The sequence below is a fragment of the Cellulophaga sp. HaHaR_3_176 genome (genome assembly GCF_019021925.1).
In the GTDB taxonomy this organism is placed as follows: domain Bacteria; phylum Bacteroidota; class Bacteroidia; order Flavobacteriales; family Flavobacteriaceae; genus Cellulophaga.
On the sequence record NZ_CP058990.1, the window covers coordinates 1660759 to 1676055 of the forward strand.

Annotated in this window: 12 protein-coding genes; 5 read left to right on the forward strand and 7 right to left on the reverse strand. The window is 31.0% G+C overall.

Features of this window, described 5'->3' with window-relative positions; translation table 11 throughout:
* Nucleotides 1–12: 12 nt before the first annotated feature.
* Nucleotides 13–462 carry a thioredoxin-dependent thiol peroxidase gene (gene bcp / locus H0I23_RS07225; RefSeq protein ID WP_216785785.1) on the reverse strand — a complete coding sequence of 150 codons (450 nt, stop codon included), beginning with the start codon at nucleotides 460–462 and terminating at the stop codon, nucleotides 13–15.
* 102 nt (nucleotides 463–564) lie between these two features.
* Here bcp and nth point away from each other — a divergent pair, with 102 nt between their 5' ends.
* The gene (gene nth / locus H0I23_RS07230; RefSeq protein WP_216786044.1) at nucleotides 565–1227 is read left to right on the forward strand and encodes an endonuclease III; all 663 of its coding nucleotides are present in this window, start codon (nucleotides 565–567) and stop codon (nucleotides 1225–1227) included.
* 19 nt (nucleotides 1228–1246) lie between these two features.
* Here nth and H0I23_RS07235 read toward each other — a convergent pair whose 3' ends face one another.
* Together H0I23_RS07235 and H0I23_RS07240 are read right to left on the reverse strand one after the other, a co-directional pair.
* Nucleotides 1247–1390: a hypothetical protein gene (locus H0I23_RS07235; RefSeq protein WP_216785786.1), complete on the reverse strand. Its 144-nt coding sequence runs from the start codon at nucleotides 1388–1390 to the stop codon at nucleotides 1247–1249.
* Nucleotides 1391–1461: 71 nt separating this feature from the next.
* A complete protein-coding gene (locus H0I23_RS07240; RefSeq protein ID WP_216785787.1) occupies nucleotides 1462–2043 on the reverse strand; it encodes an RNA polymerase sigma factor in 582 nt (193 codons plus the stop codon).
* Between the two features lie 258 nt (nucleotides 2044–2301).
* Between H0I23_RS07240 and uvrA the strand changes: the two genes are divergently transcribed.
* From uvrA to H0I23_RS07255, 3 genes are all read left to right on the forward strand, one after another.
* The gene (uvrA, locus tag H0I23_RS07245) at nucleotides 2302–5082 is read left to right on the forward strand and encodes an excinuclease ABC subunit UvrA (RefSeq protein ID WP_216785788.1); all 2781 of its coding nucleotides are present in this window, start codon (nucleotides 2302–2304) and stop codon (nucleotides 5080–5082) included.
* Between the two features lie 131 nt (nucleotides 5083–5213).
* Nucleotides 5214–7112 (forward strand): PQQ-binding-like beta-propeller repeat protein, encoded by a 1899-nt coding sequence (locus H0I23_RS07250; protein WP_216785789.1) that lies wholly within the window; start codon nucleotides 5214–5216, stop codon nucleotides 7110–7112.
* Between the two features lie 181 nt (nucleotides 7113–7293).
* Entirely contained in the window at nucleotides 7294–8457 is a 1164-nt protein-coding gene (locus H0I23_RS07255; protein ID WP_216785790.1) for a hypothetical protein, read from the forward strand.
* 61 nt (nucleotides 8458–8518) lie between these two features.
* Here the strand turns inward: H0I23_RS07255 and H0I23_RS07260 are convergent, their stop codons facing one another.
* The 4 genes from H0I23_RS07260 to H0I23_RS07275 form a co-directional block, all read right to left on the reverse strand.
* Nucleotides 8519–9973 carry a polysaccharide biosynthesis C-terminal domain-containing protein gene (locus H0I23_RS07260; RefSeq protein WP_216785791.1) on the reverse strand — a complete coding sequence of 485 codons (1455 nt, stop codon included), beginning with the start codon at nucleotides 9971–9973 and terminating at the stop codon, nucleotides 8519–8521.
* On the reverse strand, nucleotides 9973–11244 hold the full coding sequence (locus H0I23_RS07265; RefSeq protein WP_216785792.1) for a glycosyltransferase family 4 protein: 1272 nt from the start codon (nucleotides 11242–11244) through the stop codon (nucleotides 9973–9975). The genes H0I23_RS07260 and H0I23_RS07265 overlap by 1 nt, the downstream gene beginning before the upstream one ends.
* On the reverse strand, nucleotides 11244–13679 hold the full coding sequence (locus H0I23_RS07270; protein ID WP_216785793.1) for a YfhO family protein: 2436 nt from the start codon (nucleotides 13677–13679) through the stop codon (nucleotides 11244–11246). The genes H0I23_RS07265 and H0I23_RS07270 overlap by 1 nt, the downstream gene beginning before the upstream one ends.
* Before the next feature lie 105 nt (nucleotides 13680–13784).
* On the reverse strand, nucleotides 13785–14072 hold the full coding sequence (locus tag H0I23_RS07275) for a DUF4834 family protein (RefSeq protein WP_254073665.1): 288 nt from the start codon (nucleotides 14070–14072) through the stop codon (nucleotides 13785–13787).
* Nucleotides 14073–14164: 92 nt separating this feature from the next.
* Between H0I23_RS07275 and H0I23_RS07280 the strand changes: the two genes are divergently transcribed.
* A complete protein-coding gene (locus tag H0I23_RS07280) occupies nucleotides 14165–15220 on the forward strand; it encodes a transporter (RefSeq protein WP_216785794.1) in 1056 nt (351 codons plus the stop codon).
* Nucleotides 15221–15297 lie beyond the last annotated feature (77 nt).

The window sequence follows — 15297 nt, forward strand, 5'->3', positions numbered from 1 at the left end:
GGGTTTATGTTTTTATAAAAGTTGTGCAGCGTGATCTTTAGTCTTCACTTTATCAATCACATTTGTTACTGTACCCTCTTCATTAACAACAAACGTTTTACGATGAATACCATCGTATTCTCTACCCATAAATTTCTTTAATCCCCATACCCCAAACGCATTAATAACCGTATGATCTTCGTCTGCTAATAACGGAAAAGGAAACTCATATTTGTTCTTAAAATTGGCTTGTCTTTTTTCAGAATCGGCACTTACACCTAAAAGTTCGTACCCTTGTTCTTGCAATTCTTTATAGTTATCTCTTAAATTACAAGCCTCTGCTGTACACCCTGGTGTACTTGCTTTTGGGTAGAAAAAAACGATTAATTTTTTTCCTGAGTAATCAGATAATTTAACCTCATTCCCATCTTGATCTTTCGATGTAAAAGAAGGAACCTTATCCCCTATTTTTAAAGTATTCATAGCTTTTTTATTTAAATTCGTACTACTGTAAAAATACGAATAACCATTTATAGATAAAACTACGTGCTATAATACTCGGTTATTTTGAAATTAGAAAAAAGAATGACGAAAGAAGAAAAAGTAGCTTTTACAATTAATACACTTAAAGAATTATACCCAACTATACCTGTACCCTTAGATCATAAAGACCCATACACATTATTAATTGCTGTACTAATGTCTGCCCAAAGTACCGATGTACGTGTTAATAAAATTACCCCTTTATTATTCAAAAAGGCTGATAACCCGTACGATATGGTAAAAATGACCATTGATGAAATACGCGAAATTATTAAACCTGTAGGTCTATCACCAATGAAAGCCAAAGGAATACACGGTCTTTCGCATATGTTAATTGATAAATACAATGGTATTGTACCTCAAAAAATGGAATTATTGGAAGAATTTCCGGCTGTTGGTCATAAAACAGCAGGTGTTGTGGTTTCGCAAGCTTTTGGTATACCCGCTTTTCCTGTTGATACACATATTCATAGATTAATGTATCGATGGGGTTTTACTAACGGTAAAAATGTGGTGCAAACAGAAAAAGATGCAAAAAGACTATTCCCTAAAGAAATTTGGAATGATTTGCACTTACAAATAATATGGTACGGTCGTGAATATTCTCCAGCACGTGGTTGGAATTTAGAAAATGACGTTATTACCAAAACAATTGGCAGAAAAACAGTACTTGATGAATATTATAAAACTAAAAAGAGCCGCTAATTGCGGCTCTTTTTAGTTTTTAGTTTAAATTATTCTCAAATTTCATCGTATTGTATTCTACAATATGAAGAGATTGGGAGTAACTCATTAGAAACTTTATAGTTTCTGGGCAAGCTTTTGCAAGCCCACACGTATTTTGATTCTCAGAGTAAATTTTTTCCATGTTGAATAGTATTATTATGTTAAGATAACGCTACTAAAATGGAATTATTGTACAGTTCGTCCTTTTACGAATTAATTCGTTAAAACGATATTATTCTTTTCTATAACTTTTCTTAGGTTAATAAGTGCATAACGCATTCTTCCTAAAGCAGTATTTATACTTACTCCTGTATTTTCAGAAATTTCTTTGAAGCTCATATCCCTGTAGATACGCATCATTAGAACTTCTTTTTGATCTTCTGGCAACTCTTCTATTAAAAGATTTAAGTCAGAATCTATTTGATCTTTAATGATTTGTTTTTCTGCATTTAATTTATCGTCGCCGATAACAGAAAAAATGTTAAAATCATCACTTCCTTCAAACATTGGCATCCTTTTGTTCTTTCTAAAGTGGTCAATTACCAGGTTATGTGCAATTCGCATTACCCATGGTAAAAATTTACCTTCTTCACTATAAGAACCTTTTCTTAAGGTTTTTATCACCTTAATAAACGTATCTTGAAAGATGTCTTCCGTTACATCTCTATCTAAAACTTTAGAATATATAAAGCTAGATATACGTTGGTTGTGTCTGTTGATTAAAACCTCTAGAGATTTTTCTTCTCCGTTGATATAATTTTTTACTAAAACTGAGTCATCAATCTGTAGTTCCATACAAATTACTTTTTTATTGGTTAATGATAGGGTTTCCTCTCTTTTACTTTAAAAGATCGGACGTGTACTAAATACTAAATAATTTAAAAAGTAATTTTGCTTTATAGGCTACTATGTTTTTGATTACACTTCAAATATACAGAAATAAGATACTTTCAAAAAAAACAATGTTGTGATATGCAATATTTCCGATGTTAAAACGTGTATTGTAGTTATTGAAATACTCAAATTGTATCTTTGTGCTTTATAAATACGAGTATGACTGCTAATTTAGACGTGAATCCAAAAGAAAATATAATAATTAAAGGAGCCAAGCTTCATAACCTTAAAAATATAGATGTCGTAATCCCTAGAAATAAGCTAGTTGTGATTACAGGTTTATCAGGTTCAGGTAAATCTAGTCTTGCTTTTGATACTTTATATGCCGAAGGACAGCGTAGGTATGTTGAAAGTTTATCATCTTACGCACGTCAATTTTTAGGAAAATTAGACAAACCTAAAGTAGACTATATAAAAGGTATAGCCCCTGCAATAGCAATTGAACAAAAAGTAAACTCTACCAACCCACGATCTACAGTAGGTACAACCACCGAAATTTACGATTACCTAAAATTAGTATATGCCCGAATTGGAAAAACAATTTCACCTATTTCTGGCAATGAAGTAAAAAAGCATACCGTAACTGATGTCATCAACCATATTAAAACATACGAAGAAGGCACAAAACTACTTTTATTGGCACCTATAGTAATAAGAGAAGATAGAAATGCCTTAAAATCATTACAGATATTTTCGCAGCAAGGATATGCGCGTATTAAATATAAAGGTGAAATTATTAGAATTGATGATTCTATAACCGAAATAGAAAAAGAATTTAGTTTAGTTATAGATAGAGTTATAACTAAAGATGATGAAGATTTTTACAACAGACTTGCTAATGCTGTTGATACTGCTTTTTTTGAAGGCAAAGGAGATTGTATTATAGAAGAGCTTGCTACTAAAAAACAAACACCTTTTAGTAATAAGTTTGAATTAGATGGCATGAAGTTTTTAGAACCAAATGTTCACTTATTCAGTTTTAACAATCCTTACGGTGCTTGCCCTAATTGTGAAGGTTATGGAGATGTTATTGGTATCGATCAAGATTTGGTGATACCTAATACCGCTTTATCGGTTTATGAAAATGGAATTTTTCCTTGGCGTGGCGAAAGTATGGGTTGGTACAGAGACCAACTTGTAAATAGTGCTTACAAATTCGACTTCCCGATTCACAAACCTTGGTTTCAACTTACTGAAGAGCAAAAGCAATTGGTCTGGGATGGAAATTCTCATTTTACAGGTATTTCTGGCTTTTTTAGTATGATTGAAGAAAAAAGCTATAAAATTCAGAATAGAGTAATGCTTTCTCGCTACCGTGGAAAAACAAAATGTAGTGTTTGTAAAGGTAAACGTTTACGTAAAGAAACCGATTATGTAAAAGTAAACGGTAAATCTATATCTGATTTAGTAGAACAACCTATAGAAGATTTAATTGCTTTTTTTGAAGGTATAACTTTAAGTAAAAATGATGCCACTATAGCATCGCGACTATTAATAGAAATTAAAAGTAGATTAGGCTTTTTATATAAAGTAGGCCTTACTTATTTAACTCTAAACAGAAAATCAAATTCTCTTTCCGGTGGTGAGAGTCAACGTATCAATTTAGCAACATCATTAGGGAGTAGTTTAGTAGGCTCAATGTATATATTAGATGAACCTAGTATTGGCTTGCACCCAAAAGATACTGAAAACCTTATCGAGGTTTTAAAATCGTTACGAAATTTAGGTAATACTGTTATTGTAGTAGAACATGATGAAGATATTATGAATGCTGCTGACGAAGTAATAGATATAGGTCCTGAAGCTGGTACACTTGGTGGTGAAGTTGTTGCCCACGGTACTATGGCTGATATTTTAAAATCGACATCGCTTACCGCTAGTTACCTTAATGGCACATTAGAAATTAAGGTTCCTGAAAAAAGAAGAGCTTTTAAAAATTATATAGAAATAAAAGGAGCACGCGAAAACAACCTTCAAAATATAGATGTAACCTTTCCTTTAAATGTACTTACTGTTGTTACAGGAGTATCGGGTAGCGGAAAAAGTACATTGGTTAAAAAATTACTGTATCCTATTATATTAAAAGAAATTGGTGGCTACGGAGAAAAGGCTGGTCAGTTTACTGAAGTAAGTGGGAAATATAGTGAAATTAAACATGTAGAGTTTGTAGACCAAAACCCAATCGGGCGTTCATCAAGATCTAACCCTGTTACCTATATAAAAGCTTATGATGATATTAGAGCATTGTATGCTTCTCAAAAACTAAGCAAAATTAGAAACTACCAAACCAAACATTTTTCTTTTAATGTAGATGGTGGTCGTTGTGAAAAGTGTAAAGGTGAAGGAGAAATTACTGTAGAAATGCAGTTTATGGCTGATGTGCATTTAGAATGTGAAACCTGTAATGGAAAACGTTTTAAGAAAGAAGTGTTAGAAGTTAAATTTCAAGATGCTAATATTGATGATTTACTGACAATGACTATTGATGATGCTTTGGCATTTTTTGAAAAACATCAACAAACAAAAATATATCGCAAATTAAAACCTTTACAAGATGTTGGTTTAGGATATGTTACTTTAGGGCAATCATCTTCTACCCTATCTGGTGGTGAGGCCCAACGTATAAAGCTAGCTTCGTTTTTAGTAAAAGGTACTACAAAAGAAAAAGCACTCTTTATTTTTGACGAACCAACTACGGGATTACACTTTCATGATATTCAAAAATTATTGAAGTCTTTTAATGCTTTAATTGAAAAAGGACATTCTATTATTGTAATTGAACACAATATTGATTTAATAAAATGTGCTGATTATATCATAGATTTAGGTTTAGAAGGTGGCTCTAAAGGTGGCGAACTTATTGTACAAGGCACTCCTGAAGTTGTTGCTAAAAACAAAAAATCTCATACTGCTAAATACCTAAAACAAAAATTAAAATAATTAATAATAAAAGTCATTTAAAAAACTTTCATAAAAAAATTAAGTTAAAATAAACATAATACTGTCAGAAAATATCCGTTAAAGTATTCTTTGATAGTATTTACGTTTAATAACTAATAACTTAATTTAACATGATTAACAGAACAAAAAAGTTTACAGCATTAGCCTTAATGATTGTTAGCTGCAATCTATTTGCACAAAGAGAAGCTGATAAAAAAATAGCTTTTGACAGCAAAATCGAAACTTTATTTTTCCACGAATTTTCAGCAGTACCAATAATTTTAACTGATAAAACTGTTGCAGGAATAGACCCTGAAACTGGCGAAAAAATATGGGAAATTGAAGGCGACCGATTGTCTTTACTAGGTGGTGCAATCCAAGAAGATAAAGAAAATTACCAAGTTGTTCCTTTTTCTCCTTACATCATAGTTGATAATTTATTAGTTGATACAAGAGATGGAAAAATTATAGTAAACAAAGAAAATAATTATAAAAGTATCATATCATATAATTTGATACCTGAATTAAAATCTTACCTAATACAGTGTAAAACTGATGACAAAGAGATAAATAAGGTTTTTCTAGTAGAATTATCGAGCAACTCAATAAAATGGGAACAGTCTATAAATATTAGTAAAAAGAGTACTATCAAAAATATTAGTTATAGTAAAGTAAATACTATTGCTTTTACAGCAAGTAACAATTTTTTAATACTAAACAGTAATACAGGTACTGTTATTAAAAATGAAGAAGAAAAAATTGGTGCTATATACCAAAATCCAAATGGAGATACTTTCTACGCAGTAGAAGCTGCTGGCGGTGGTTTAGGCTCAATGATGGGAGCTGCTTTGACTATGAATGTCAATAAAATGGTAGCACTAGGTGATAAGATTTATTCTTTCAACGCTAGTTCTGGTGATAGCAATTGGAAAAAACCTTTAAAATTAGACGAAGGATTTATGTTTAGCCAAGAGGTAGATGGAAAAATGTTTATTCAACATGAAAAAGCTGGTAGTGTTTATGATTACGCTACAGGTGAACCAATTTGGAAAAGAAGTTTTGAAAAAAGAAAGACTAATGATATTGAAAAAAATTCTGAAGGTTACTTAGTCTATTATGGTGCAAGAAAAATGCAATTAGATGATAATGGAAAAGAGCAATGGAAAAAGCCTCAATATAATGGAGATTCATACTTAGAAAATATAGGTGAAGATGATTCTTATGATTTATTTGAATATAGTAATGGTAGTATAGTTGCTACTTCATATAGAATTGCATATTATGAAAATGGTGTAAAAAAAGCAATTTGGAAAATAGGAGCTGATGAAGAAACTAAAATTGCTTATGATGCTCAAGAGAAAAACCTTATAGTTTTAGATGGTAAAAATTTATACATTTTAAATCCAGACAGAGGATTAACAGATGATAACAAACAAAAATTACAATTAAAAAAACATAAAGACTTTAACTTAATGGAAGTTAGAGGAGAGAACTACTTTTTAAGTAGCCCTTGGGAATATGCTATTATAGATAAAAGTGGTTCTTTATTAAAAACTAAATATTTTGTACAACCAGGTGAAGCTGGCAGAAAATGGTTAAATACTTTATCTACAGTAGGTTCTGTTGCTGGTTCAGCATACCAAATGTCAGGACTTTATAATGTTGGCGTGGGTGGAACATCTGCTGTAGGAGAAACTTTTACGGGAGTTGTAGCTCCTGGTACAGGTAGCTTTAACCAAGCTAAAAAAGGAGCTAACCAATATGAAGCAGGTTATTACGGGAAAATGGCTTCTGAAGCATTATATAACCCAAACAGGTTAAATGCTTTTTCTAATTCTAAAGATTATTCTTTCTATTTTACGAAAGATGACGCTGGAACAAAATACTTAGCTCAAGTTAGCAAGGATTCTGGTGAAGAAGTTGATAAATTTATTTTTTTAGATAACAAACCTAACTATCATGTTGACCAAATAGAAAAAAGAGTATTCTATACTAATGATAAAGAAGCTTATATATTTGACTACAAATAAATAATAATTTCATTAAAAAAAGAGCGATACTGTGTAATTACAGTATCGCTCTTTTTTTTAAAAATATAATTTTACACCTGATTATCAACAACTTACATCTTAAATAGATTTTTGGCACGCTGTTTGGTATATATTAATCGAATGTAGATAGTTACATTCAATTAATTTAAAACCTTATATCATGAGAAAATTTATACTTCTTTTTTCGGCATTTATTTTTGCTACTACAATTGCGAAAGCCGAAACTTCAAACGATAAGGTTGCAAATAGCAATACTTATACGAATAACGACTCATTCATTTTTGTCGAAAATGGCATTACGTTTTCAGTTTACCCAGATGGTGAATTTGATTTTTATATAGATGAAAGAGCTGGTGTTAATGCCAATGTAAATATTGGAAGAACAAATATTACATTTAATTCTGGTTACGATTATAACCCATATGTGCAATACGATGATTATGGAGCTGTAATACAAGTTGAAGATATTCCTGTATTTTACGATTATTATGGTCGTGTATCACAAATTGGTGATATAGATATTAGATATAACAACGGTAGAGTTGCTAGATTAGGTGGTATGTCTGTTTTTTACAACAATAATGGTTACTACAGCCATAACAGTGGATACATAAATATATACAATAGAAGTTATGTGTACCGTCCATTTCACCGTTATTTTGCAAGACCATCTATTGGATTTAGTTTAGTGTACCAAACACCTTACAGAAGGTATTATAACCCGGTTAGATATACATATTATAACCCATACCGTTACAATACTCGTAGAGCTTATGCAACTGTAGGTAAATCTCACAGATATAATAAAGTGCGTAACGAAAGAGCTTCTGTTTACAGAAACGATAAAAGAGTAACTGTTAGAAGTAACAACTATTCTAGAGGAAGTAAAAATAGTAAAGTAGCTACTTCTAGAGGTGCTGTAGCTAAAAGAAGTAATACTGGAAGATCTACAACTGTAAAAAGAAGTTCGACAACTTACAGAAAACCATCGACTGCTGCTAATAGAACAAAAACAGTTACTAGAACTACAACGACTAGAAATACAGGTGTAGCTAATAGAAATAATACCTCTTCAAGAGTATCTAAAAGCACTCCTACAAGAACAAATAAACCTGTTGCTAGTAGAACTACAACATCAAGAGTATCGAAAAGTACTCCTGCAAGAACAAGTAGAACTACTACAACTAGATCTACAACGTCAAGGGTATCAAAAAATACTCCTGCAAGAACAAGCAGAGCTAATACATCGTCTAGATCGACTAATAGTTCTTCTAAAAGTTCAAGAAGTACAAATGCTAGCGTAAGAAGTAGTAGTAGAAATTAAAATAATTTTTAGGTTGGTTAGTTGATAACACCCCGCAATGAACTTGTTCTTGTGGGGTGTTTTATTTTTTGAAATACTTAGTTATAACTCCTGTTATATCTTCAGATACATTTAATTTGTATAAAAAAACCACATACACTGCGATTATAAGAATACTTTTAATACCAATATTTATAATCGGATTAAATGGAAGTGGAATAAAATAAAATGATACACCTAATACACATAAAAGCACGAACACTTTAAACATTTGAAACGTAAACGGTAAAACACCAAATCTTAATTTTACAAATATTACCTTAATGGTATTATAAAGTATTAATGAAATAAACGTAGCGATAGCTGCACCAAACAAACCATATTCTGGTATCAACCATAAATTAAAAATAATAGTGATTATAGCCAAAAACACTCCCATAACAAGCACTGCTCTATAATAATCTGAATTATACAATATTGCATTATTGTTACCCAAAGCAGCATCATACACCTTTGCTAGACCAATTAAAAAAACCACAAAAAAACCATTACTGTACTCTTTCGGTAATAGCAAATAAAGGTCTTCTAAATTCAATATAATCAGTAAGTATACTATTCCTGATATAATAAATAATGTCAACGAGCTTCTATGATACATATCTTTTAGCCCCTTAATATCTTTTTTATTTAACAACTCTGCCGTCAACGGGTATACAATTTGATGCATTGATCGCGATGGTACAGATATTACTGTTGCTATAAATATTGCGACACTATAATATGCTACATTTTCAATTTTCACAAACTGATTTATCATCACCTTATCCATTTCTAAAAGAACCACAGCTGCAGAGCCTCCTAAAATTATCAAAGCACTATATTCTAAAATAACTTTTGTATTTGATGGAAAGTTGAAACTTATTTTAGGCATTCGTAAACGGTACGCATATATTTTCATGATTACCATTCTAACCATGTATAATAATACCAAGCACATTAAAAAATCATCTACTGAAATATAGTTAAGGTACACTAATAAAAGTAATACCATTATTCCAACACGAACAAAAACTTCTTTCATGAAGTTACCAAAAACAGATTTCATATAAACTTTTGCCCAAGCATAAAAAATCTCAAAATAAGCCATTGCCATACCTATTAAAAAAATATGCCACACATATCCTTTAACAATTGGATTTTCTTTGGATATAAAACTTCCTATAGCATCATTAGCAACATATGCAATAACAACTATTGGTATAATTAAAAATAAAGGCAATAGAAGCATCAGTGTTAAAAAACCATCGCCTGTTTTTTCATTTTTGAAATTGCTATAGTATTTAACTAAAGTATTTGGCACACCAAATGCCATTATAGGCATTAATACTGCAGATGCTGATAATATAACGCCTACGAGACCATAATACTCATCGGTTAAAAAACGTGTATATAAAAAAAGTGTATTAATCGCTCCTATTCCAAAACCTAAATAGGTAATGATGGTGTTATTAAGAGACTGCTTTAGTACAATTCCCATTAGAGCTGTTCTGCTAGTTTTTTTGTTAGTTCCCTCCTACTATATTTGTTTATATTGGAAGAGTTTATATTTAGTTTACCTTGTTGGTATGCTGTAAACCATGATAAAATTACTTTTTTTAATTCAGCTTTTTGTTGGTATGTAAAAGTTTCTCCTGAAGATGTTTCTGATATAATCTTAGCAACATCCCAATTTTCTGGCCCAATAGCTATTATAGGGCGCTTTGCTGCCATATATTCAAAAAGTTTTCCAGGTATAATACCTCGTGTTTCATCAACATCAATTTCTGCTAAAAGCAAAATTTGAGATGAGCGTTGCACTTCTATAGCTTTACTATGTGAAACATACCCTAATAAATTAATATTGCCTTTTAAGCCATAGCTGTTGATTGTTTCTAAAACATCATCACTAACAACACCAACAAAATTTAAAACAACAGCTTGCTTAAATGCTGAGTTTTCATTTATAAGTTCTGACAAAACTTGCCATAAATTTTCAGGATTTCTGCCTGTTAACAAAGAGCCTATGTGCGCTATTGTAAATTTATCATCTAGAACTGCATCTCCAGCATACGCAGTATCAAAGCCATTTGTAATAACTTCTATAGTTTTATTTGATAGCGCTTGAAATTCTTTTTTAGTAGTTTCACTAGTCACGACAATCTTATCTGCGGTGTTTAAAACTAGCGACTCTAATTTCTTATGCTTTTTAATAGACTTTGAAGTCAACTTTAGCTTTTTATGATAGCCTATCGAAGTCCAAGGATCTCTAAAATCTGAAATCCATTTTATATTTAATTGTTCTTTTAGTTTTAAACCAATTAAATGCACACTGTGTGGTGGGCCTGTAGTAATTACAGTATTAATCTCTTCCTTTTTTATGATTTCTTTTAAGTACGTTACCGATGGTTTAACCCAATATTTTCTAGCATCAGGAATAAATAAGTTACCTCTAACCCAAAGCATCATTTTTTCTGCAAAAGATTGATTTTTAGTTTGAATAATACCTGAACTTATCCTCTTTGTTTTTTTACTTGATAAAAGACTTGCAATTTTATAAGGCTCAAAAATAGGTTGCTTGAAAATAGTTATTCCTTCAGGAATTTCGTTTAAAAAATTAGCATCTACAATTGGATAGTTAGGATTTTCGGGTATATAAACGATAGGTTCTATACCAAAATCTCTAAGGTATTTTACAAATTTTAACCATCGTTGCACTCCTGGACCACCTGCTGGAGGCCAGTAATATGTGATGATTAGTACTTTTTTCATTACTCTTTATTTGTTTTTCGAGAACGCCAGAATGAAAAACCCAATGCTCCTAAAAATAAAATACCTAATAAAGCACTACTCCCTAAAACAATGCTAGAACCTGTTTGTATAACTTTTGGTTCAAATTTGAATTCTACAGTATGCTTTCCTTCAGGAATTTCTAAAGCCCTTAAAGCATAGTTTACTCTAAAGTGTGGTTTTAATTGACCATCAATATAGGCGTTCCAACCATTTGCATAATACATTTCAGAAAAAACAGCCAGACCTATTTTTGAAGTATTTGATTCGTATGTCAAATGATTCGGTTTGTAGGTTCTCAATTTTATTGATGCAAGTGAATCTACAGGAAATGCAAATCTTTTTACAACTGAGAATTTAGATGTATTTACTACTGCTGTAGATTTTGTATTCAACTTTTCTAAAGCTAAAATTTCATCATCAGAAGAAGTTACTTTTTCTAATTTTTGCACAAACCAAGCATTGCCATTAGCGTCTGGGTTTAATGCTGGGTAACTTCTACCCTCTTTATCTTGCTGAATTACATATTTTACATTCAACATATTTAAAACATTTAAATTACCGTTATAAATATGGAAATCAAAAAGATCTTGAATAACTGCGGGTTTAGCAGCATGGTACCCACCAATAGATTTATGGTAATACGATGTACTTGCGCCATTTAACCCTTCTGCTGGGTTATATACTCTATAATTTGAAGTATCTTCTTCAAGTTGCTCATCAATAGGTGTTTTAGGAAAAGGAGCTGTCATTGCACGCTGACGAACAAAATCATCATCATTTACATAACGTTTTGCGACCCCTACTAAATCAAATAAAATCAAAAGTCCAATTACTAAAACAAAAACATTTTTACTGAGTTTTTCTTTGATAAAAAACCATAAAGCCGTTGCTGCCAGCAATACAAAAATTAAAGAACGTATAGCATCATTTACGTAAACTGCTTCACGATCTAATCTAATTATAGTCATTAACTCTTCTCCATAGTTTTGTTCTAAAAAAGCATCACTACCACCTTCAAAATAAAACAAACCTTTAATTAGTAAAATAAGTATACCTAAACCTGTACTTATAAAAAAGCTCAGTTTTAATGCATTTAATTTTTTAGTTTTTTTAATTTTATCATTAAATAAAGCTGATAACGCTAATATCGCAAGTATTGGAACACACAACTCAAGAATTACTTGTATTGATGATACTGCTCTAAACTTATCGTACATCGGAAAGTAATCGATCATAAAATCGGTTAACGTACTAAAGTTTTTTCCCCATGATAATAAAAGAGACATAATAACACCACCTAAAAGCCACCATTTGGCTTTTTTGCGTACTAGTATTAATCCTAAAATAAACAAGAAAAATAATACAGCGCCAATATAAGCTGGAGCTGAAGTACCTGGCTGATCTCCCCAATATAAAGGCAAACCGCTAGTAAAATCTAATGCTTTTGTTTTTGAAAGACCCTTTTCTATTAAAAAATCAAATGTTTTAGAATCCTCACCTAAGTTTTCGTTATTTGAACCTCCAAACATTCTTGGTACAAATAAATTTAAAGACTCTGCTATACCATAACTGTATTGCGTAATATATTCTTTATCTAAACCGCCTGTATTCATTTTTGCAGCTCCGTCTGGCGTAATTGTTAACTCACTTTTACCACGTGTACTCCAGTCCGCATATTCTTTGGTAGCCATTAAACTTGTTGCATTTGTTGCTATACCTAAAAATACGCCTGCTAACAAAATACCTACAGAAGCAAAAAAATGCTTCAATTTTTTTTCAAGAATAGCTTCTACTAAATAGACAACACCTAATATCAATACCAAAAGCATAAAATAATATGTCATTTGATAATGATTAGCATTTATTTCTAAGGCCATTGCTAAAGCTGTGAGAATAAAACCCCAAACATATTTTTTTCGAAATACTAAAACAATACCTCCCAAAAGCATTGGTAAGTATGCAATAGCATGGGCTTTAGCATTATGCCCTACACCTAAAATTATAATCAAATACGTAGAAAAACCAAATGCAAAAGCACCTAATATTGCTAATCTATAATCTACTTTTAAACATGATAAAAGAATATAAAACCCGAATAAATAAAGAAATAAATAATCTGCAGGGCGAGGTAAAAAACGTAGGCCTAAATCTATTTGTTTAATGTAATTATGTGGGTAATGGGCTCCTAATTGAAATGTTGGCATCCCTCCAAATGCACTATTAGTCCAATATGGCTCCTCTCCTGTTTGTTTTTTAAAATCTATTTGCTCTTTTGCCATTCCTGTATACTGAGCAATATCTGATTGAAAAATTACTTTGCCTTGCAAAACAGGTGTAAAAAAAGCTAATGCTCCAATAACAAATAATGCTATCGCAAAAAAATGAATTAAAAACGCTTTAAGGGTACTCTTCATCTGAGGGTATCTTATTTTAGATTCAGATGTAATTACCAAAAAAACATGCAGAATAAGTGCAAATTTTAAATGGTTATTTCATCGGTTGGTTAAAAAAAAAGGAAATTAGTCAATTTCTTCAAAATCTATATATTCTCCCACTTTATTCGAAGAAGAATTAGATTGTTTTTTTGTATTTGTATCAATTATTACATCACCCTCAGGTGTTTTATTTGCTTGCTGTTGTTGCCCAAAACCTTCAAATTTTTCTCTAAAATGTTTCTCTGCTTTTTTACCTGCATAATTTAATAATGTAGGTGCAAATAATTTTATTAAAATTTTGAGCAAATAATATACTAATAGTATAACTAAAATCGTTGTTAAGAAAGCCATATTGTTTAATATAATTAACATCAAAAATACGATTATAAGACCGCATATTAATGGCTAATTTCTTAAAATAATAATAAAACCGTTAACATAACTGCGGTAATGAACAATATATTATGAAAAATCTTTTTAGAATTTCCATTTTTCTATTTTCTATTTTAGCCACTTCGCAATATACAGATGTGATAAATTCTAATAGGCCTGGAGAATCAGTAAGTGCTTACGCCGTTGGTAAAAACGTAATACAGGCGGAATTAGGAATAGGTTTTGAACAACAAGAGCACACATTGTTACTTACTGATTCTAATATTTTGAGCACTGACTTAGCTTTACGTTATGGCCTATTATTTGAAACATTAGAGATTTATTACGAAGGTAGTTTTCAAAAAGAAAACATCAATTATACAGAAGTTGATTACAATACATCTATTACCGACTTTTCAAGAAACAGAATCGGACTTAAATATCTAGTTTATGATCCATACAAAAACCCTGAACGTAATAAACCAAATTTAATAAGTTGGAAAGCAAATCATAAATTTCAATGGCGCAACTTAATTCCTGCTGTATCTGTTTATGCTGGTGCTACGTTTGTAATTGGCGACAACCCTTATTACGCTGGTGACGGTCTTGTTAGTCCAAGAGTTATGATCGCTACACAGAGTAAAATATCGCCGAGAGTAGTTTTCATATCTAACATTGCTTATGATAGAATTGGAACTGAATTTCCTGAATTAAGTTACATACTATCTTTAACACATGCCTTTAGAAATCCTAAATGGAGTATTTTCATTGAAAACCAAGGTATTAAAAGTGATCGATATTCTGATGGAATTTACAGAACAGGAATCGCACATTTATTTGCTAAAAATATGCAAGCAGATGTAACATTTGGTGGAAGCTTTAAAGATACGCCTACGCGTATGTTTGGAAAATTGGGTTTATCTTATAGATTAGATAAACATAAAGACAAGCTTATACCTATTGATGAGCAAAAAGGTGGTAAAAATGGTACCATTAAAAAACATGCCATGAAAAAGAAGTCTAAGAAAAAAGACAGTGGCAATGGAGCCGAAGATGTTGACTTAGGCCCTACTAAAAAGCAAATGAAACAAGAGAAGAAAAAAAATAAAAAGAAAAAAAATAAAGAAAACGGAGCGATTGATTTTTAATCAAAAAAGTTGTTTTTATTATTTAAAACTATTTTAATAAGTTTTCATGTTTTAAGATGTAGATTTATATTACTAAT